Genomic DNA, 18,415 nt, shown 5'->3' with positions numbered 1-18,415 from the left:
GTCCACAGCATGACGCAACACGACCTCTCCCTCGGCGGGCCGGCTTCGCCCGCCGAGGGAGATCTGCGTCTGCCCAAGCCTCCGGGTGTGATCCGGCAGTTCTGGGCGCGCCACCCGTGGCTGGTCGATTCCCTCATCGCCGGGTTCTACCTGCTGGGTGCGGCCGGGTCGTCGTTCGCTCAGCGCGCCGGAACCCCGACGACCGTCGCGTCGGTCGTCGTGCCCCTCGCGCTGGCCGTACTGTGCGCGGTCGCCCTGCTGTTCCGCCGCTACCGCCCCTGGGTCGTCCTGGGCATCGGCCTCGCGGCGATGTTCGCACTGGTGCTCGTCGGCCGCGACTTCGATTTCCTGGCCGCGCTCTTCGGGCTCTACGCGGTCGCGGTCTACCGCTCCACGCGCGAAGGCTGGATCGCCTACGGGGTGCTCTGCGCGGTCACCGCACTCGCCGGCGTGACCTTCGAGGTCCTGCACGGCAACACCGACGTGGCGCCGCTGTCCGCTCCCCCGGTGAACGCGTTCATCCAGGTCGTCGTGCTGGCGCTGCTCGTCGTCGTGATCGCGATCAACATCGGCAACCGGCGACGCTACCTCCAGGCGCTCATCGAGCGGGCAGGGCAACTCGCACGCGAACGCGATCAGCAGGCCACGATCGCGACCGCGGCCGAACGCTCACGAATCGCCCGCGAGATGCACGACATCGTCTCGCACAGTCTGACCGTCATGATCACCCTGGCCGACGGCTCTGCGGCGCTCACCGCGACCGCGCCGGAGCGATCCGCGGATGCGATGCGCCAGGTCGCGGAGACCGGTCGCTCGGCGCTCGGCGACATGCGGCGGATGCTGGGGGTACTCAGCGAAGACGACGGCACGGATGCGGTGCGCGGCCCCCAGCCCGGCGCCGAGGACCTCGCGAGCCTCGTCGAGACGTTCCGCGCGGCGGGCCTTCCTGTGCGGTTCCGGGCGACGGGCGTCCCTCCGGCCGACACCGGACAGCAGCTCGCCGTCTATCGCATCGTCCAGGAGGCTCTGACGAACGTCCTGCGTTACGCACCGGCAGCATCCACTGTCGACGTCGTGATTGCCTACTCGCCGGAGACCGTGACGGTGACGGTCGATGACGACGCCACGGTGCACACGCCCGCCGACCAGGGCGCGGGCCGCGGGCTGCTCGGCATCCGCGAACGTGTCGCCCTGTACGGCGGCACCGTCGAAGCGGGACCGCGCGCCCCCGGCGGCTGGCGTCTCCGCGCCGAATTCCGAGCCCTGTCGACCGAGGACTAGACGATGACCGACACTCCGTCAACCGAACCCACTCAACCCATCCGCATCCTGATCGTCGACGACCAGGCGCTTGTGCGACTCGGCTTCCGCATGGTGCTCGAAGCCGAGGCCGACCTGAACGTCGTCGGCGAAGCCGGTGACGGCGAGACCGCGATCCGGCTGGCCGTCGAAACATCTCCGGACGTGATTTTGATGGATGTGCGGATGCCCGGGCTCGACGGGATCGAAGCGACACGGCGGATCGTGGCTGCCGACCCGGCGGCGCGCATCATCATCCTCACGACGTTCGACCTCGATGAGTACGCCTTCGGCGGCTTACGGGCCGGCGCGAGCGGCTTCCTCCTCAAAGACGTGCGTCCCGCGGAACTGACCCAGGCGATCCGTTCGGTCGCGGCGGGCGACGCCGCGGTGTCCAGCCGAGTGACCAAGGCGATGCTCGACCTGTTCTCGGACCGTCTGCCCGCCGCCGGAGCAGCCCGTGCAGACGTCGATCCGATCGCCGCACTGACACCGCGCGAACGGGAGATCCTCCAGGCCATCGCCGAGGGGCTCTCGAACGGCGAGATCGCCGGCAAGTTCTACCTCACGGAGTCGACCGTGAAGACGCATGTCGGCCGTGTGCTGGCGAAACTGGAGCTGCGCGACCGGGTGCACGCGGTGATCTTCGCGTACGAGAACGGGCTCCTCGCCCGGTGACGACTCAGGTGGCGTGCAGAGCACCCTCGATAAGCTTGCATCCGTATGTTGATCACTACGTCTAACTTCTGGTCCGACTTCGGTGCCCACGCGGCTGACGTGGGCTGGGTCCTGGCACAGATCGCCGGCATCATCGTCGGTGCGTTCATCCTGGCCTGGATCCTCCGCATCGTCATCCGGCGCGTGGTGCGTCAGATCGTCAACGGCGTCAAGAAGACGCAGAACGTGCAGGACACGCAGGCGCTCGTCGCGTCCCCGCTCGCCGCGGTCAGGGTGGTGCAGCGAACCCGCACCATCGGCACGGTCCTCAGCAACGTCGTCAATGTCACGGTCGGCATCATCGCCGTCATCCTCGTCATCAACACCGCCGCGCCGAATGCGCTCGGCTCGCTCGCCCTGCTCACCGCTGCGATCGGTGCCGGTCTCGGTTTCGGTGCACAGAACATCGTCAAGGACGTGCTCAACGGTCTCTTCATGGTCATGGAGGACCAGCTGGGGGTGGGCGACGTCGTCGACCTCGGAGCGGCGACCGGCGTGGTCGAGGCGGTCGGAATCCGGGTCACCCAGGTGCGCGACGTCAACGGCACCCTGTGGTTCGTTCGCAACGGCGAGATCCTGCGGGTCGGCAACATGTCACAGGGCTGGGCGCGCGTCATCATCGATCTCGCCGTCCCCTACGAGGCCGACGTCGACGCCGTCCAGGCGAAGATGTTCGAGACCGCGAACGCTCTTGCGACGAGTCCGAAATGGCGATCACGCATCCTCGAGAAGCCGGAGGTCTGGGGTCTCGAATCGATCTCGGCCGACGCTCTCGTGCTCCGCATCGTCATCAAGACCCGCTCGACGGCACGCGACGACGTCTCGCGGGAACTCCGGATCCGTCTCAAGGAGGCGCTCGACGAGATGGACGTGAAGCTCCCGGCGCTGAACACCATCGTGCTCAGCGGGTTCGACGGCGCAGGCAGTGTGAGCGGAGCCCGCCCGCCGCGCACGAAGCCGGTCGCTGTCGTCGAGGCGCCGACGGGTCGCAAAGCCCGTGCCTCCCGCAAGGCGGCGGCGACACAAGCGTCTGTCTCCGGTCGTGCCGCCGCGCCAGCACCAGCACCCGCCGACCCGCAGTCGATGCCGGTCGTCGATCCGACCGTCAAGGTTCCACGCACCGACGCGAAGCCTCCCGCGAAACCGGAGCACTGACGATATGACCATCCCCGTCGGGCCGATCGAGCCCACCAGCGAAACCGCGGCATCCGCCTCGGTCGGCCCGAGCCCGGTCGTGCTCCGCGTCGGCGAGAACGGTCCCGGCGTCGAAGGGACGTTCTACGAGCTCGTCGGCGGCCATGAGACGTTCCACCGACTCGTCGCCGAGTTCTACCGCGGCGTCGCAGCCGACACCGAGCTGCGGGCGATGTACCCGGAGGACGACCTCGGCCCCGCGGAGGAGCGGCTCCGGATGTTCCTGGAACAGTACTGGGGCGGCCCCGGCACCTACAGTGAGCAGCGCGGACACCCGAGGCTGCGAATGCGCCACCACCCGTTCAAGGTCAACCCGGCTGCGCGGGACCGCTGGCTGACGCATATGCGCGAGGCCGTCGAGTCGCTCGATCTTCCGCCGCTGCAGCACGCGACTCTCTGGAACTATCTGGAGCGCGCAGCCCACGCGATGGTCAACACCTTCGAGGAGTAGCGCGGCGGTTCGGGAGGGTGTCCGGGATACTGCACAATGGGAATCCAGTGCCGAAGGAGACACCCGAATGACCCGATCCCCCGAACCCCACGCCATCATCGTCGGTGCAGGACTTGCCGGCCTGGTCACAGCAGCCGAGCTGGTCGAAGCCGGCAAACGGGTGACCATCGTGGAACAGGAGCCCGCCGCATCGTTCGGCGGCCAGGCGTGGTGGTCGTTCGGCGGGCTGTTCCTGATCGACTCCCCGGAGCAGCGCCGCCTCGGCGTGCACGATTCGCTCGAGCTCGCACGCCAGGACTGGCTCGGAACCGCTGGATTCGACCGCGACGAGGACCACTGGCCACGCCAATGGGCCGAGGCCTACCTCGACTTCGCATCCGGCGAGAAGCGCGCCTGGCTGCATGAGAAGGGTCTGCGATTCTTCCCCATCGTCGGATGGGCGGAACGCGGCGGATACACAGCCGGCGGCCACGGCAACTCGGTCCCGCGATTCCACATCACCTGGGGTACCGGACCCGGCGTGCTCGCCCCGTTCATCCGCCGCGTGCAGGAGGGCGTCGACGCAGGACTCGTGACCGTGCTCCACCGCCACCGCGTCGACGAGCTGATCGTCGAGGAGGGCGCGGTCGTCGGGGTGCGCGGAGCCGTTCTCGCCGACGACCAGGCTTTACGCGGAGCACCAAGCAATCGTGACGTCGTCGGCGACTTCGAGTTGCGGGCACCGGCGGTCGCCGTGACGAGCGGCGGCATCGGCGGCAACCACGACCTGGTCCGTGCGAACTGGCCCGAGCGCCTCGGCACGCCGCCGGAGTTCATGCTCTCCGGCGTTCCCGCGCACGTCGACGGTCGCATGCTCGGTATCACCGAGACGGCCGGAGCGCGCCTGATCAACGGCGACCGCATGTGGCACTACGTCGAAGGGATCCAGAACTGGAACCCGGTGTGGGCGAGGCACGGCATCCGCATCCTTCCCGGCCCATCGTCGCTCTGGCTCGATGCCGAAGGCAACCGGCTCCCGGTGCCCCTGTTCCCCGGCTTCGACACCCTTGGAACCCTGGAGCACCTCCGCGCCACAGGTCACGACCACAGCTGGTTCGTGCTCACCCAGAAGATCCTCGAGAAGGAGTTCACGCTCTCGGGCAGCGAGCAGAACCCCGACTTCACGAACAAGGACTACCGCCTGCTCGCCAAGCGGGTCGGGCCGGGCGCGCCCGGTCCAGTCGAGGCGTTCAAGGAGAAGGGGGCGGACTTCGTCGTCGCTCGGACGCTGCCGGAGCTGCTCGCGGGCATGCAGAAGCTGTCGGACACCGAGCTCGATGTCGAACGCGTCGAGCGTCACATCCGCGAGCGGGACCGCGAGATGGACAACGAGTTCACGAAGGATGCTCAGATCACCGCCCTGCGCGGAGCGCGGAACTACCGCGGCGACAAACTCATCCGCGTGGCCACGCCGCACAAACTGCTCGATCCCAAGGCAGGGCCCCTGATCGCGGTGAAACTGCACGTGCTCACCCGCAAGAGCCTCGGCGGCATCGAGACCGACCTGAGCGGTCGCGTACTCGGAGCGGACGGCCAGACCATCACGGGCCTCTATGCGGCAGGCGAGGCGAGCGGCTTCGGCGGCGGCGGCGTGCACGGCTACCGTGCGCTCGAAGGGACCTTCCTCGGCGGATGCCTCTTCTCCGGGCGGCAGGCCGGGCGCGCGATCGCGCACGCCTGACCCGTCTGCACGCCAGCCGCACTGAGCCCGTTCGTCAGGCCCGGAGCGTCCAGGCCTGACGGCGGATCAGGATGTGGCCGCGGCGGGTCGTGAGACGCGTCCACGGTCCTGTCTCGTGGATCGTGACAGGCTCATCCTTCGCCAGGAACCCGAGGCTCTCGGCAGCGAACGCCGCACCCGCCGGAACGTACTCGAGCCCGTCGATCGGGCGACCCCACACCTCCGCGCGAACCCGCTGGACGAGCTGCTCCCCTGTGCCCGACGGGATGGCCTCGGCGACCTCGGCGATACCCGCCTTCGCCGTCGGCTCCAGGACGTCGAAGCCCGTCTCGCCGACAGCGCGCCAGCCTCCGCGGGGCGGAGAGATCCCCGCCCAGGTGACGGTGCTCACCTCCAGCGGCATGCGCACCTCGACCGGCCCTGACGGGGCATCGGCATCAGCGCCGGCAGCGCCGAGCGTCTCAGTGATGCGGGCCAGCCTGTCGAGCAGTGAACGCATCGGAACGACCGCATCGAAGGCGACGCCCGGCTGGATCGCGAAGGTACGCAAGCCCAGCACGGTCGGCGTCTGATCGAGCAGACCGCGCGGATACAGGATGGCCGTGTAGACGGCGAGGACGCCGGAACCGCCGATCAGGCGCACCGAACCGTCCTCGACGCGACCGGCACGCGACAGGTACACCTGAAGATCGGACACCGCGAGGGAATCCACGAGGAAGAATGACTGGCTCATGTGCTGTCTAAACTACCAAGGGACACCGATTCGAAAGGCATCATGACAGAGCCCCTCGCTTCATTCCTCACAGCGCTCGACCTGACCGACACCGGTGCCCGAACCGACGAGGACATTTTCACGGGCCCGTCACAGTGGATGCCGCTCGGTCGCGTCTTCGGCGGACAGGTGCTCGCCCAGTCCCTGATCGCCGCCATGCGGACGGTGCCCGACGACCGCGTCGTCCACTCGATGCACGGATATTTCCTCCGGCCTGGCGACGTCAACCTGCCCATCACGTTCTCCGTGGACCGCATCCACGACGGCCGGTCGTTCTCGACCCGGCGCACCCAGGCCTACCAGGACGGCCTGCCGATCCTGTCGATGATCGCGTCGTTCCAGGACGAAGACGAAGGCCTCGAGCACCAGGTCGACATGCCGGACGACCTGCCGGAACCCGAGTCGCTGCCGAACTCGGCCGCCACGCTCGCCCACATCGACCATCCGGTCGCCCAGTACTGGGCCAGCGACCGGCCGTTCGACATGCGCCACGTGCCGAGTCCCGTCTACCTCACGGTGGAAGGCGAGCATGTCGCCCACCAGGCGGTGTGGATCAAATCCGTCGGTCCCCTGCCCGACGACCCTGACCTGCACCGCGCGGCCCTCGCCTACGCGAGCGACTACACGATCATGGAGTCGGCGATGCGTCGCCACGGGATCGCCTGGTCGACTCCCGGGCTGAAAGCGGCAAGCCTCGACCACGCGATGTGGTGGCACCGGTTCGGGCGGGTCGACGAATGGCTTCTCTACGTGCAGGAATCGCCGAGCGCCACCGGCGGACGCGGACTCTCCCTCGGCCGCATCTACAGCCGCGACGGGCGGCTGCTCGCCAGCGTCGCGCAGGAAGGCATGATCCGGGTTCCCGGCCGCTCCTAGCCTGCGGCGGGAAAAGGGGGTGGGGGCTCTCGCCAGTGGAAGCCGAATCGAAAGCGAGAGCCCGCACCCCGGTCATTCGAAGGTGGTCTTGAGGAGCACCTCGCCGTCAGCCGCACGGATGTCGATGGACGCGATATCCGCGACCGGAACGCTGGTCGTCGCCGTCGGCGACACGGTGGTGCCGGCGGATGCCGTCCAGCTCGAGACGGTCATGGACGACCCCTTGCGGTCGGTGACGACCATCGTGTACTTCCAGGGGCCTTCCGACGTCGCACCTTTCCACTCCGCATAGCTGCACTTCGTCTCGATGCGCGTGCCCCACGGCTCCGAGATGAGTCGGACATCCGCACTCAACGGGTTCGGCTCGACCTGGGACAGGGACACGTGTGTTCCGTTCGCCTGCGGAACGCTCGGCGCCAGCGCGCCCGGGAGCACCAGTGCGCCGACGAACGCGAGCACCGCCGCCGCGACAAGGATCGACCCGGCGGTCCACCAGCGGACGCGCGCCCGGTGCCGGCGGGCGGCGTGCACAAGTTTCGGGAGCGCATCCGGAGCCGTGCCGATACGAACGGGCTCCGCACCCGCGACAGCCTCGGCGGTTACAGGTACGGGCGCCTGGGCACCGACCAGCGCCAGCGCCTTCTCCGCGGGCACCCGCGCCAACAGGCCCGGAAGACCCGCCAGCTCGTTCACCGACGCCGCACACAGGCCGCAGGTCGCGAGGTGAGCCTCGTAGGCACGGCGATCAGCCGGGGACAGCGAACCGAGCACATATGCTCCATCCCACGTCGCGAACTCGTCATGGCTCGTCATCGCTCGGTCACCCCCCTCTCCTGAAGCGCGAGCCGCAGGGCTCGCAGGCCGTAGTGGATGCGCGACTTGACCGTTCCCTCAGGAATGTCCAGTTCGCGTGCGATCTCGGCGATCGAACGGCCGCCGTAGTATGCGTGGACTATCACGGCGCGATGCTCGAGCGACAGCTCTGCGAGCGCATCCGTGACCAGCCACGACTCGAGGACCGCATCCGCTTCGTTTCCGGTGGCCGTCTCAGGAAGGGTGTCGGTGCCGAACTCGTGGGTCGCATGGGCGCTCCGCCGGTCGTCGATCACGATGTTGCGAGCGACAGTGAACAGCCATGCCCTCGCCGACGACTGCGACTGGTCGAGAATCGCCGGCCTCTTCCACGCACGCAACAGCGTCTCCTGAACCACATCATCCGCCATCGCACGATCGCCGGTCAGGTACACGACATAGCGCCACAACGCCTGCGCGTGCTGATCGTGCAGCTCACGCAGGAGCTGCGCGTCGTCCTGCGGCATGAACACCTCCACCAATGACACGGCCTCGACGGCAGGAAAGTTCATCGCGCTTCGTGAACCGTTCACGGTCACGATTCGTGCATATCCGTAAGAGCTAAACTACGCCGGACGAATGGAGCCAGCATGAACGAACCCGCACCGCTCACGCGCCGATCGGTGATCACGATCGGCGGGGCCGGCCTGCTCGGGGTCGGGGCGCTCGCCCTGGCCGCCTGCGCGCCGCTCGGTGCGGGTTCAGCGGCGGGAGGCGCAGCCGGTGGCGGATCGGGCTCCGCAGACGCGTCTCCCGTCACCCTCAAACTCTCCGACATTCCAGTGGGCGGGGCGACCTCGGCGACGATGGGTTCCAATCCGATCGTCGTGGCGCAGCCGCGCTCGGGGACGGTGGTCGCGTTCAGCGCGATCTGCACGCACGCGGGATGCACGGTCGCGCCGGCAGGCAAAGAGTTCGACTGCCCCTGTCACGGTTCCCGCTTCAACGCGGCGACAGGCGACGTGATCCAGGGACCGGCACCCTCCCCCTTGACGAAGCTCACCGCGACAGTATCCGGCGATACCGTCACCATCTCCTGACCTGGGTTCGGCGAGGGCGCGCCCGCGTGTTCGCCCCCGGCGACGAGTTGGCAGTTGTTGTCGCCGCGGCCGTTGCGCATGGCGACAACAACTGCCAACTCGTGGCAACTTCCGGACTGCGGATTCGGGAGGAGCGGGTGCGGATGTTTCAGTCGCGCTTTGCGAAGGTGACCGGGTCGTCCAGGTAGGGGGTCCAGGCGGCTCGCTCGTGGTCGTTGATTCGGCGCGGGCGCTGGGTTGCCGCGTCGACGAGCACGATCGTGGTCGCGGCCCGCGAGTACAGGATCGGCGGCTCCATGCCTACCGGTGATCGCACTTCGTAGCAGACTTCGAGGCTGGCGCCACCGAGCCGGCCGAGCCAGAGCTGGACGTCCAGCGGCTGCCTCAGGTATGGGATCTGCGCGAGGTATTCGATCTCCTGGCGCGCGATGAGTGTCAGCGTGTCCGCTCCCGGGCGCCCGTCGAGAACGGCCGTGGTGCCGCCGACTGCTTCCTCCGCGTCGTCGTTCACCCAGAACGCCTGGATGCGCGCCTCTTCGAGGAGGCGCAGCATCGCAGCGTTGTTGACGTGCCCGTAGGCGTCGAGGTCACTCCAGCGGAGCCCGATGGGGACGTGCAGTTTCATGGTCGGCCCGACTTCGCGGTCGCTGGGTCAGTCGCGAGTGAGTTTGCGGTACGCGGAACGGTGCGGCTTGGCCGCGTCAGGGCCGAGTCGCTCCACCTTGTTCTCTTCGTAGGCCTCGAAGTTGCCTTCGAACCAGTACCAGTTCGCCGGGTCTTCCTCGGTGCCCTCATAGGCCAGGATGTGGGTCGCGATTCGGTCGAGGAACCACCGGTCGTGGGTGATGACCACCGCGCATCCGGGGAATTCGAGGAGTGCGTTCTCCAGGCTGGACAGGGTTTCGACGTCGAGGTCGTTGGTCGGCTCGTCGAGGAGCAGGAGGTTGCCGCCCTGCTTGAGCGTGAGCGCCAGGTTCAGGCGGTTGCGCTCGCCACCGGAGAGCACGCCGGCGCGCTTCTGCTGGTCGGGTCCCTTGAACCCGAACGTCGAGACGTAGGCGCGGCTCGGAACCTCGGTCTTGCCGACCTGGATGTAGTCGAGTCCGTCGGACACGACTTCCCACAGCGTCTTGTTGGGGTCGATTCCTCCGCGGCTCTGGTCGACGTACGAGATCTGTACGGTCTCACCGACCTTCAGGTCGCCGCCGTCGAGAGGCTCGAGCCCGACGATCGTCTTGAAGAGCGTCGTCTTTCCGACGCCGTTGGGGCCGATGACGCCGACGATCCCGTTGCGCGGGAGCGTGAAGGTGAGACCGTCGATGAGCTGGCGGTCCCCGAACCCCTTCGCGAGGTCTTTCGCGTCGAGGACGATCTGGCCGAGTCGCGGGCCGGGCGGGATCTGGATCTCTTCGAAGTCGAGCTTTCTGGTGCGCTCGGCCTCGGATGCCATCTCCTCGTAGCGGGCGAGTCGAGCCTTCGACTTCGCCTGGCGGCCTTTGGCGTTGCTGCGCACCCAGTCGAGCTCATCGGAGAGTCGCTTCGCGAGCTTTGCATCCTTCTTACCCTGAACGGCGAGACGGTCACGCTTCTTCTCGAGGTAGGTCGAGTAGTTGCCTTCGTAGGGGTAGAGGTGGCCGCGGTCGACTTCGGCGATCCATTCCGCGACGTGGTCGAGGAAGTACCGGTCGTGGGTGACGGCGAGCACGGCACCGTGGTACTTGGCCAGGTGCTGCTCGAGCCAGAGAACGCTTTCAGCGTCGAGGTGGTTGGTGGGCTCGTCGAGCAGCAGCAGGTCCGGCTTCTGGAGGAGCAGCTTGCAGAGCGCGACACGACGCTTCTCACCACCGGAGAGGGTGTTGACCGGCCAGTCTCCGGGCGGGCAGCGAAGCGCATCCATCGCCTGCTCGAGCTGGGAGTCGAGGTCCCACGCGTCTGCGGCGTCGATCTGCTCCTGCAGCGTTCCCATCTCGGCGAGGAGGGTGTCGAAGTCGGCATCCGGGTCGGCGAGCGCGGTCGAGATCTCGTTGAAGCGGTCGACCCTGGCCTTGATCTCGCCGACACCCTCCTGGACGTTCTCGAGTACGGTCTTGGTCTCGTCGAGGACGGGCTCCTGCATGAGGATTCCGACGGTGTAGCCCGGCGTCAGCTTGGCCTCGCCGTTGCTCGGCGTGTCGAGCCCCGCCATGATCTTGAGGATGGTCGACTTTCCGGCGCCGTTCGGTCCGACGACACCGATTTTCGCTCCGGGCAGGAACGCCATGGTGACGTCGTCGAGAATCAGCTTGTCGCCCACCGCTTTGCGGGCGCGCACCATCGAGTAAATGTATTCGGCCATGCCGACAAGTCTAATTGGGCTCGCCGGCCCTCCTTGCCGCGCCGCGTGAACCAGTCGTTGGACGCGACTTGAGGGAAATCGTGGTCTCCTGTGAGAGGAGACCACGATTCGCCTCAACTCGACGCCTTCGGTGCGCCTGTCGGGTCGACCCACAACGGACCCAACGCCTGCGACTCAAGGGGGCCCTTGGAAGCAACTGACGGCGCTGAGCGAGGTTCCCAGAATCCTAAGAACCAGGTGCGGCCGATAGGACCCGGCCGAGACAGTCCGTTTGGCCATCGCGCACCGCTCGGCGACGGATGCTCGCCGGCGGCTACCAGTCGATGGGGCGGGTGTCGCCGACGAGACAGTCGCCGGTGGCGAGGACGGCGGTCACGGTGCTCTGGTAGCCACCGCTGCCCTCCCCGTTCTGGCCGATCAGGCAGCCGCCGTTCAAGCGGACGGAGAACTGGATCGAGTTCGCCTTCAGACCGATCGTCGTGGTGTCGACCGTCAGCTGCATGTCGGCTTTGTGGAAACCGGCGACGACGAGGGCGTCGATGAAGTCACGCCCACCAGCAGCGGGGTTCTTCGCCAGAGTGGCGCGATTCACCTTGTCGAAGTAGGCCTTGTTGTCTGCGGCCGTGCCTGTCGGGTCCAGCGCAACCCCGGTCGGCTTCGGAGTTGCCGACGGCGTCGGCGTGGGGGTCTGCGAGGTAGCAGGAGGCGTCGTGATCGTCGGCGCAGGCGCGGGAGAGACGCACGCGGCGAGCGCGGAGGCTGCGAGAGCGAAACCTGCCACGACAAGGACAGCGCGAGTGTGACGGTCTGGTCGAGGAGCTTCACGATTCCCCCGCATGTCGCCTCCCCTGTGCTCGGCCCGAATCCTCCTCCGTGAGTCTAAAGGGCACCACCTGTGGGGACTGTCCCGGCATCGGCTTCCGACTCGGAGTCAGGGTCGGAGTCGGAGTCGGTGTCCGCGTCGTCGATCGCACGCTCGCGGGTCGATAGCTCGCCCGTCGCCGATTCCTCGCCCGCCTCCGGCGAGGCACTGAGCAGGCCACCCGCCGGTGCAGGCTTGTCGGCCTCGCCCCATGCGGACTGACCACCGTCTTCCGCCGCCTCCGCCGGAGGCTGACCTTCGGCGGGGCCCGAACGCTTGACAGTGCGAGAGAAGGTCGCGGTGCCCCACGTGAGGTCGTGGCCCACCGCATCCGCATCGACCTCGACGACCGTTCCACTTCGGTCGCCGCTCTCCCAGTCCCTGACCGAGAGCCGGCCGGAGACGACGATACGGTCGCCCTTGGAGACGCACGCGGCGATGTTGGTGGCGAGTTGACGGAACGCTGTCACGGTGAACCAGTTCGTATCGCCGTTCTCCCACGTCTGGGTCGAGCGGTTGAACTTGCGCTGCGATGAGGCCAGCCGGAAGCTCGTGATCGGAAGGCCCTCGCTGGTGACGATGTGGTTGGGAACGGTGGCCACCACGCCACGGGTGGACAGGGAATCGTTCATAGGATGTCTCCTCGAGTTCTGAGCGCCCGTTGCGGCGTCTCAGATCGAGTTTCGATGAACAGCGCCGAAGGCCGCCCCGAGAATCATCATTCTGTGGACAACACCGTGAGCGACCCCGCTGTGGAGGACTGGCCCGCTCTAGGCCGCGATCACATACTCCGCGTACGACTTGCGGACCTTGTTCACTTTCGGCAGGGCAACGGCCATGCAGTAGCCCTGCCCAGGGTTCTTGGCGAAGAAGTCCTGGTGATACTCCTCTGCCCGGTAGAACGTGCCGAGGGGTTCGAGAGTCGTGACGATCGTTCCATCCCAATACGTCGCCGCCCTCTCGAGCGCCGCCTCGAACAGAGCCTTCTGCTCGTCGCCGTCGTAGAACATGGCCGACCGGTACTGGGTTCCCACATCCGCACCCTGCCGGTTCAGCTGCCGAGGATCGTGAAGCGTGAAGAACACGTCGAGGATCACACTCGCCGGGATCACCTCGGGATCGAACGTCACCGCAATGGCCTCGGCGTGCCCCGTCGTCCCCGTGCACACCTGCTCATACGACGGGTGCACCGTCGTGCCACCCGTGTACCCGGACACGACGTCACTGACGCCGCGAAGGACGCGGTAGACCGCGTCAAGACACCAGAAACAACCACCCGCGAGCACGACGGTCTGCATCGCCAACCCCTTTCGTCCGGTCACCGCCATTCTCCTACGATGAGGACATGACATTCGCTCCCGCGGAGAACCGCTACGACTCGATGACCTACAACCGCACCGGACGGAGCGGCCTCGTGCTGCCCGCGCTGTCGCTCGGCCTCTGGCACAACTTCGGCCATGAACGCCCGATCGACACCCAGCGCGCCATCGTGCGTCGGGCATTCGACCTCGGCATCACCCACTTCGACCTGGCGAACAACTACGGCCCTCCCGCCGGAAGCGCCGAGACGAACTTCGGGCGCATCCTCTCCGAAGATCTCCGTCCCTTCCGCGACGAGCTCATCATTTCGTCCAAGGCCGGCTACTACATGTGGCCGGGCCCCTACGGCGAGTGGGGTTCGCGCAAGAACCTGCTGTCGAGCCTCGACCAGAGCCTCGGCCGGCTCGGTCTTGACTACGTGGACATCTTCTACTCCCACCGGCCCGACCCGAACACCCCGATCGAAGAGACGATGGGCGCGCTCGCGACCGCCGTCAACCAGGGCAAGGCCCTCTACGTCGGCATCTCCAACTACGACCCTGAGGAGACCCGCGCCGCAGCGGCCGCCCTGGCCGAGCACAAGGTGCCCCTGCTCATCCACCAGCCCCGCTATTCGATGTTCGACCGCACCATCGAAGATGGCCTCTTCCCCGTTCTCGACGAGCTCGGCATCGGGAGCATCGTCTTCTCGCCGCTCGCGCAGGGGATGCTGACCGACCGCTACCTCGACGGACGCGTTCCCAGCGACTCCCGCGCTGCGACCAGCCACTTCCTGTCGGAGGAACAGCTGAGCCCGACCTATCTGGAGCGGGCGCGGGCTCTCAACGACATCGCGGCCTCCCGTGGCCAGACGCTCGCGCAGCTCGCCCTCACCTGGGTGCTTCGTCAGCCGCAGATCACGAGTGCGCTGATCGGCGCATCCAGTGTGGCGCAGCTCGAGCAGAACGTCGCCGCCCTCGACGCGCCCGCGCTCACCCCCGACGAGATCGACGCGATCGAACCGTTCGCCGTCGACGGCACCGAGCAGCTCGAGTAGCGATGGAGAAGAGCCAGTCTGCGACACTGCGGGCGCGCATCCAAGCGATCCGCAGCCGCCCGGGTACCATCCGAACATGCAGTGGTGGAATGACTTCGTAGACTGGCTTCTCTCGCCCGGCGCACGCCCGGCGATCTTCAACGCGGTTGTGCTCGCGGTCGCCGTGATCATCTCCGGGTTGCTGGCAGCCTGGATCGCCAGAGGTGCGATCAAAGGCCTGCTCTCCCGCACCGACCGCCAGCAGAAGGCGTCGGCCATCGCGGCCCTCGTGGATGCGGCGACCGAGGCATCCGTCTGGAACTCCCTGACTCCCGGCGAGCAGGTCCTCTCGGACCGCGCCGTCGGTCAGGCCGACATCATGGTCCGCCTCCTGCCCATCAAGGGTTCCGGGATCGCGGCCAACTGGGCCGGGCATCAGCTCGCCGAGCTGAAGCGCAGCTCGGCGACGTTCGGCTACCAGCTCGATCCGGCGGTGGCGGAGTTCCGCGACCGGCTCATCGAGTGGCAGAACAACCCGGGGCGCGCGCGTCGCATCTTCCAGAGCGACCTCGAGCGCTGGCGGTTCGAGAACTCGGACACCGAGCGTGCCTTGCTTGCGCAGCAGGATGCGTGGGTCGCGCAGCAGCACCACGAGCAGTACTCCGGTGGGCAGGCCACGCAGCCTGCCGAGGCACCTGAGCCCGCGTTCCGTCCCGAGCCGGCCCTGGCCGAGGAGAACACGGACACCGCTCCGACCCAGCGTTACACGCCGGTCGGCTAGAACGACGTAACGAAGGGCGGGGCCGGTGGTCGATTCCACCGGCCCCGCCCTCGTCTGTGCACGGGTCTGGGGCTACTTCGAGTAGCCACCTCGTTCGTGCCACCAATCGTCGAACATGCTCACCGGCACGCGGCGCTTGTGCTCAGTGGCGAGGTAACGGTTCTCGAGGGCGACGGCCACCTCGTCGGCGACGTCCTTGCCTTCGAGGAAGTCGTCGATGTCCGCATACGTCAGGCCGAGGTTGTCTTCGTCGGTCTGCCCGGGCTTGTGGTCGAGCAGGTCGGCGGTCGGAGCCTTGAGGTAGAGCCTCGACGGCGCTCCCAGGTGTTCGAGGAGAGCGCGACCCTGCCGCTTGGTGAGGCCGGTCAGCGGCAGGACATCGGTCCCGCCGTCGCCGTACTTGGTGAAGAAGCCGGTCACCGCCTCAGCGGCATGATCGGTGCCGACGACGAGAAGCCGACGCTCCCCCGCGATCGCGTACTGGGCGATCATCCGGGCCCGCGCCTTGGCGTTGCCCTTGGTGAAGTCCGAGAGATCTTCCCCCATCGCATCCGCGTACTCCTCCTCGAATCCGTCGACACCGCGCTGGATGTTGAAGGTGACGGCCCGGTGCGGCTGGATGAAGCCGAGGGCGAGCTGCGCATCCTCTTCGTCGCGCTGCACGGAATACGGCAGGCGCACGGCGATGAATTCGGCCTCGACGTCCTCCTCGGCGAGGCGCTCGACGGCGAGCTGGCTGAGGCGCCCGGCGAGCGACGAATCCTGGCCGCCGCTGATCCCGAGCACGAAGCCGGAGGCACCGGTCGACTTCAGGTAGTCGACCAGGAAACCGACGCGTTTCTCGACCTGATCGGCCGGATCGATGGCGGGACTGACGTTGAGTTCTTCGATGATGAGGGCCTGGAGGTCGCGCATAGCAGCAGAGTAGTACCGACGCGTTTCGGCCGTGTGAACAGACCGTTCGACGTAGACGCGGCTCCGGGGCGGCAATAGCATCACGAGCATGGTCGACTCATTGAACGCGCTGATCATCGTGCCGTTGCTCGCAGCTGCGGCCCCCCTCCTGGCGAGCCTGATCGGCCGGGTCGCGAAGATTCCGCTGGTCGTCTTCGAGATCGTCCTCGGTCTCATCGTCGGACCCAGTGTGCTCGGCTGGGTGCCGCACAGCCAGTTCGTGGATGCGCTGGCCAACTTCGGTCTCGCATTCCTGTTCTTCATGGCCGGCAATGAGATCGATTTCGGCGCAATCAGGGGCCGTCCACTGAACAGGGCCGCGCTCGGCTGGCTCATCTCGCTCGTCGCCGGCGTCGTCATCGGCCTTCTGCTGGCGCCGAACTTCGCGGCAGGGATCTTCGTCGGTGTCGCGCTGACGTCGACGGCCCTCGGCACGCTCATGCCGGTGCTGCGCGACGCCGGCGAGCTCTCCACGCCGTTCGGGCGCGCCGTGACTGCTGTCGGCGCCGTTGGCGAGTTCGGTCCGCTCATCGCCATCTCGCTCTTCCTGAGCGGTCGGAGACCCGGTGTCGCAACACTTGTCCTCGTCGGGTTCGCGGTGGTCGCAGCCCTCGCGATCTGGCTCGCATCCCGCGGAACGCACGCGACCTTCCACCGGCTCGTCACCGCGACGCTGCACACCAGTGGCCAGTTCGCCGTGCGGTTCGTCGTCGTGGTCATCGCCGCGCTGGTCGGACTCAGCATCGCCCTCGGGCTCGACATGCTCCTCGGCGCGTTCACGGCGGGCGTCATCTGCAAGATCCTGCTCAAGGGTGCCAACAAAGAGGATGCGGAGGTCATCGAAGGAAAGCTCGAGGCGGTCGCGTTCGGCTTCTTCGTTCCTATCTTCTTCATCAACACAGGTATCACGTTCAACCTGAAGGCCCTGGTCACCGACCCGCACGCGCTGCTGCTGCTGCCGATCTTCCTTGTGCTCTTCCTGATCGTCCGCGGAATTCCGGGCACATTCGCCCTGCCTGTCGGCTCGACATGGGCTGACCGGCGCGCGATGGCCTTGTACAGCGCGACTGCGCTCCCGATCATCGTGGCGGTCACCAACATCGGTCTGAAGGAGCACGACCTTCAGCCGGGAACAGCCACCGCCCTGGTCGGTGCAGGGATGCTCTCCGTACTGCTGTTCCCGTTGATCGCGCTCGGTCAGCGGCGGCGCTCGTCGGACGGCGGGATCCGCCCACCCGACACGGACATCCACGTGCCGACCGAAGGCTAAGGCTTACGGCGGCGAACTGTCACGGAGTCTGCGTGAGCGTGCGCCCGATGATGGCCGCGGTCAGCGCATCCACCGGCTCCCGCGGCGCGAGAGGGTTGCTCAACAGCGTGAAGTCGACGTGTCCGAGCTCCGGAAGGCCGAACCGGTTCGTCACTTTGACGAGATCGGACGGGATGAGAGTCTGGGGGAAGACCGCCACCCCGATGCCCGCACGGACCGCCGCGAGCACGCCGTTCACCTCACGGGTGTTACACGTGATCCGCCAGGTGCGGCCGGCCGCCTCAAGCGCGTCGATCGCGATCTGGCGACTGATGCTCGGCCCCTGGTAGGCGATCAGCGGAAGGGGCTGATCGGGGTCGATGAGAGTCTTCTCCTGGCCGACCCAGACCAGAGCATCCGTCGCCACGACAGCGCCCTCGGTCGTGCCTGGATTCTGTTTGATGAAGATGAGGTCGAGGTGGCCGGATTTCAGCTTGCGGTGAAGCGGGCCGCTCTGGTCGACGGTCAGTTCGAGGTTGATCTGCGGATGCTGCTGGCGGAAGTGCCGCAGGATTCGCGGCAGTTGCGTGATGGCGAGGTCGTCCGCTGCGCCGAAGCGCAGGCGTCCGCGCATCGCCGACCCGCTGAAGTAGCTCGTCGCTTCGGCGTGCGCTGCCAGGATGGTCCGCGCGAACCCCGCCATCGCATCGCCGTTGTCCGTGAGACGCACCTCACGGGTGTCGCGTGCGATCAGCTGGCGTTTGGCCGCCTGTTCGAGCCTGCGCACCTGCTGGCTCACGGTGGGCTGACTGATGCCCAGGCGCGCGGCCGCCCGGGTGAAACTGCGCGTCTCGGCGACCGCGAGGAAGGTCTGCAGCAGGACGGGATCGAACATTCGAGCATCCATTCGATAATCCAATAGGAGTTATAGGTTCAATTTAGCCTTGGAATGGTCCGCCGGGGCGTAGCGTCGAAGGG

Annotated in this window: 20 protein-coding genes; 10 read left to right on the top strand and 10 right to left on the bottom strand. The window is 67.2% G+C overall.

Going from position 1 to position 18,415, the window contains the following annotated elements; genetic code table 11:
- The first annotated feature begins 9 nt into the window (after positions 1 to 9).
- The 5 genes from AAYO93_RS07595 (at position 10) to AAYO93_RS07575 (ending at position 5,381) form a co-directional block, all read left to right on the top strand.
- The gene (locus AAYO93_RS07595; RefSeq protein WP_345764379.1) at positions 10 to 1,281 is read left to right on the top strand and encodes a sensor histidine kinase; all 1,272 of its coding nucleotides are present in this window, start codon (positions 10 to 12) and stop codon (positions 1,279 to 1,281) included.
- A 3-nt stretch (positions 1,282 to 1,284) separates the two neighbouring features.
- A complete protein-coding gene (locus AAYO93_RS07590) occupies positions 1,285 to 1,977 on the top strand; it encodes a response regulator transcription factor (protein ID WP_345764378.1) in 693 nt (230 codons plus the stop codon).
- Positions 1,978 to 2,022: 45 nt separating this feature from the next.
- Positions 2,023 to 3,171, top strand: coding sequence for a mechanosensitive ion channel family protein (locus AAYO93_RS07585; protein WP_345764377.1), 1,149 nt, complete (start codon positions 2,023 to 2,025; stop codon positions 3,169 to 3,171).
- Positions 3,172 to 3,250: 79 nt separating this feature from the next.
- Complete coding sequence (locus tag AAYO93_RS07580; protein ID WP_345764844.1) at positions 3,251 to 3,661, top strand: globin; 411 nt, start codon at positions 3,251 to 3,253, stop codon at positions 3,659 to 3,661.
- 67 nt (positions 3,662 to 3,728) lie between these two features.
- Positions 3,729 to 5,381 carry an FAD-binding dehydrogenase gene (locus AAYO93_RS07575; RefSeq protein WP_345764376.1) on the top strand — a complete coding sequence of 551 codons (1,653 nt, stop codon included), beginning with the start codon at positions 3,729 to 3,731 and terminating at the stop codon, positions 5,379 to 5,381.
- A gap of 34 nt (positions 5,382 to 5,415) precedes the next feature.
- On the opposite strand, the gene AAYO93_RS07570 is transcribed toward AAYO93_RS07575, so the two are convergent.
- Positions 5,416 to 6,114, bottom strand: coding sequence for a hypothetical protein (locus tag AAYO93_RS07570; RefSeq protein WP_345764375.1), 699 nt, complete (start codon positions 6,112 to 6,114; stop codon positions 5,416 to 5,418).
- A gap of 42 nt (positions 6,115 to 6,156) precedes the next feature.
- Between AAYO93_RS07570 and AAYO93_RS07565 the strand changes: the two genes are divergently transcribed.
- On the top strand, positions 6,157 to 7,029 hold the full coding sequence (locus AAYO93_RS07565; protein WP_345764374.1) for an acyl-CoA thioesterase: 873 nt from the start codon (positions 6,157 to 6,159) through the stop codon (positions 7,027 to 7,029).
- A gap of 72 nt (positions 7,030 to 7,101) precedes the next feature.
- Here the strand turns inward: AAYO93_RS07565 and AAYO93_RS07560 are convergent, their stop codons facing one another.
- The gene (locus tag AAYO93_RS07560; protein WP_345764373.1) at positions 7,102 to 7,842 is read right to left on the bottom strand and encodes an anti-sigma factor family protein; all 741 of its coding nucleotides are present in this window, start codon (positions 7,840 to 7,842) and stop codon (positions 7,102 to 7,104) included.
- Positions 7,839 to 8,348 (bottom strand): sigma-70 family RNA polymerase sigma factor, encoded by a 510-nt coding sequence (locus AAYO93_RS07555; RefSeq protein ID WP_345764843.1) that lies wholly within the window; start codon positions 8,346 to 8,348, stop codon positions 7,839 to 7,841. The genes AAYO93_RS07560 and AAYO93_RS07555 overlap by 4 nt, the downstream gene beginning before the upstream one ends.
- A 123-nt stretch (positions 8,349 to 8,471) precedes the next feature.
- On the opposite strand from AAYO93_RS07555, the gene AAYO93_RS07550 reads away from it, so the two are divergent.
- Entirely contained in the window at positions 8,472 to 8,921 is a 450-nt protein-coding gene (locus AAYO93_RS07550; protein ID WP_345764372.1) for a ubiquinol-cytochrome c reductase iron-sulfur subunit, read from the top strand.
- 148 nt (positions 8,922 to 9,069) lie between these two features.
- Here the strand turns inward: AAYO93_RS07550 and AAYO93_RS07545 are convergent, their stop codons facing one another.
- From AAYO93_RS07545 to msrA, 5 genes are all read right to left on the bottom strand, one after another.
- The gene (locus tag AAYO93_RS07545; RefSeq protein ID WP_345764371.1) at positions 9,070 to 9,546 is read right to left on the bottom strand and encodes an acyl-CoA thioesterase; all 477 of its coding nucleotides are present in this window, start codon (positions 9,544 to 9,546) and stop codon (positions 9,070 to 9,072) included.
- A 27-nt stretch (positions 9,547 to 9,573) separates the two neighbouring features.
- Entirely contained in the window at positions 9,574 to 11,256 is a 1,683-nt protein-coding gene (ettA, locus tag AAYO93_RS07540; RefSeq protein ID WP_345764370.1) for an energy-dependent translational throttle protein EttA, read from the bottom strand.
- Positions 11,257 to 11,569: 313 nt separating this feature from the next.
- Positions 11,570 to 12,037, bottom strand: coding sequence for a DUF6993 domain-containing protein (locus AAYO93_RS07535; protein ID WP_345764369.1), 468 nt, complete (start codon positions 12,035 to 12,037; stop codon positions 11,570 to 11,572).
- Between the two features lie 98 nt (positions 12,038 to 12,135).
- On the bottom strand, positions 12,136 to 12,750 hold the full coding sequence (locus AAYO93_RS07530; protein ID WP_345764368.1) for a single-stranded DNA-binding protein: 615 nt from the start codon (positions 12,748 to 12,750) through the stop codon (positions 12,136 to 12,138).
- A gap of 138 nt (positions 12,751 to 12,888) precedes the next feature.
- Positions 12,889 to 13,416 carry a peptide-methionine (S)-S-oxide reductase MsrA gene (msrA, locus tag AAYO93_RS07525; RefSeq protein ID WP_345764842.1) on the bottom strand — a complete coding sequence of 176 codons (528 nt, stop codon included), beginning with the start codon at positions 13,414 to 13,416 and terminating at the stop codon, positions 12,889 to 12,891.
- A gap of 47 nt (positions 13,417 to 13,463) precedes the next feature.
- On the opposite strand from msrA, the gene AAYO93_RS07520 reads away from it, so the two are divergent.
- Entirely contained in the window at positions 13,464 to 14,474 is a 1,011-nt protein-coding gene (locus AAYO93_RS07520; RefSeq protein WP_345764367.1) for an aldo/keto reductase, read from the top strand.
- Positions 14,475 to 14,550: 76 nt separating this feature from the next.
- Positions 14,551 to 15,234: a hypothetical protein gene (locus AAYO93_RS07515; protein WP_345764366.1), complete on the top strand. Its 684-nt coding sequence runs from the start codon at positions 14,551 to 14,553 to the stop codon at positions 15,232 to 15,234.
- Between the two features lie 72 nt (positions 15,235 to 15,306).
- Here AAYO93_RS07515 and nadE read toward each other — a convergent pair whose 3' ends face one another.
- Positions 15,307 to 16,149, bottom strand: a complete 843-nt coding sequence (nadE, locus tag AAYO93_RS07510; RefSeq protein WP_345764365.1) for an ammonia-dependent NAD(+) synthetase — start codon at positions 16,147 to 16,149, stop codon at positions 15,307 to 15,309.
- A gap of 88 nt (positions 16,150 to 16,237) precedes the next feature.
- Between nadE and AAYO93_RS07505 the strand changes: the two genes are divergently transcribed.
- Positions 16,238 to 17,458, top strand: a complete 1,221-nt coding sequence (locus AAYO93_RS07505) for a cation:proton antiporter (protein ID WP_345764364.1) — start codon at positions 16,238 to 16,240, stop codon at positions 17,456 to 17,458.
- Positions 17,459 to 17,477: 19 nt separating this feature from the next.
- Here AAYO93_RS07505 and AAYO93_RS07500 read toward each other — a convergent pair whose 3' ends face one another.
- On the bottom strand, positions 17,478 to 18,332 hold the full coding sequence (locus AAYO93_RS07500) for a LysR substrate-binding domain-containing protein (protein ID WP_345764363.1): 855 nt from the start codon (positions 18,330 to 18,332) through the stop codon (positions 17,478 to 17,480).
- Between the last annotated feature and the right edge of the window lie 83 nt (positions 18,333 to 18,415).

It is taken from the genome of Diaminobutyricibacter sp. McL0608, from assembly GCF_039613825.1.
GTDB lineage: Bacteria > Actinomycetota > Actinomycetes > Actinomycetales > Microbacteriaceae > Diaminobutyricibacter.
This window is presented reverse-complemented; position numbering and strand designations above follow the sequence as displayed.

Bases quoted from the DNA above. Each gene is read 5' to 3' on its own strand.
- AAYO93_RS07595 (WP_345764379.1), top strand. From the start codon at position 10: ATGACGCAACACGACCTCTCCCTCGGCGGGCCGGCTTCGCCCGCCGAG.
- AAYO93_RS07515 (WP_345764366.1), top strand. From the start codon at position 14,551: ATGCAGTGGTGGAATGACTTCGTAGACTGGCTTCTCTCGCCCGGCGCA.
- AAYO93_RS07545 (WP_345764371.1), bottom strand. From the start codon at position 9,546: ATGAAACTGCACGTCCCCATCGGGCTCCGCTGGAGTGACCTCGACGCC.
- AAYO93_RS07590 (WP_345764378.1), top strand. From the start codon at position 1,285: ATGACCGACACTCCGTCAACCGAACCCACTCAACCCATCCGCATCCTG.
- AAYO93_RS07575 (WP_345764376.1), top strand. From the start codon at position 3,729: ATGACCCGATCCCCCGAACCCCACGCCATCATCGTCGGTGCAGGACTT.
- AAYO93_RS07585 (WP_345764377.1), top strand. From the start codon at position 2,023: ATGTTGATCACTACGTCTAACTTCTGGTCCGACTTCGGTGCCCACGCG.
- AAYO93_RS07520 (WP_345764367.1), top strand. From the start codon at position 13,464: ATGACATTCGCTCCCGCGGAGAACCGCTACGACTCGATGACCTACAAC.
- AAYO93_RS07530 (WP_345764368.1), bottom strand. From the start codon at position 12,750: ATGAACGATTCCCTGTCCACCCGTGGCGTGGTGGCCACCGTTCCCAAC.
- ettA (WP_345764370.1), bottom strand. From the start codon at position 11,256: ATGGCCGAATACATTTACTCGATGGTGCGCGCCCGCAAAGCGGTGGGC.
- AAYO93_RS07565 (WP_345764374.1), top strand. From the start codon at position 6,157: ATGACAGAGCCCCTCGCTTCATTCCTCACAGCGCTCGACCTGACCGAC.
- AAYO93_RS07560 (WP_345764373.1), bottom strand. From the start codon at position 7,842: ATGACGAGCCATGACGAGTTCGCGACGTGGGATGGAGCATATGTGCTC.
- msrA (WP_345764842.1), bottom strand. From the start codon at position 13,416: ATGCAGACCGTCGTGCTCGCGGGTGGTTGTTTCTGGTGTCTTGACGCG.
- AAYO93_RS07570 (WP_345764375.1), bottom strand. From the start codon at position 6,114: ATGAGCCAGTCATTCTTCCTCGTGGATTCCCTCGCGGTGTCCGATCTT.
- AAYO93_RS07550 (WP_345764372.1), top strand. From the start codon at position 8,472: ATGAACGAACCCGCACCGCTCACGCGCCGATCGGTGATCACGATCGGC.
- AAYO93_RS07500 (WP_345764363.1), bottom strand. From the start codon at position 18,332: ATGTTCGATCCCGTCCTGCTGCAGACCTTCCTCGCGGTCGCCGAGACG.
- AAYO93_RS07505 (WP_345764364.1), top strand. From the start codon at position 16,238: ATGGTCGACTCATTGAACGCGCTGATCATCGTGCCGTTGCTCGCAGCT.
- nadE (WP_345764365.1), bottom strand. From the start codon at position 16,149: ATGCGCGACCTCCAGGCCCTCATCATCGAAGAACTCAACGTCAGTCCC.
- AAYO93_RS07555 (WP_345764843.1), bottom strand. From the start codon at position 8,348: ATGCCGCAGGACGACGCGCAGCTCCTGCGTGAGCTGCACGATCAGCAC.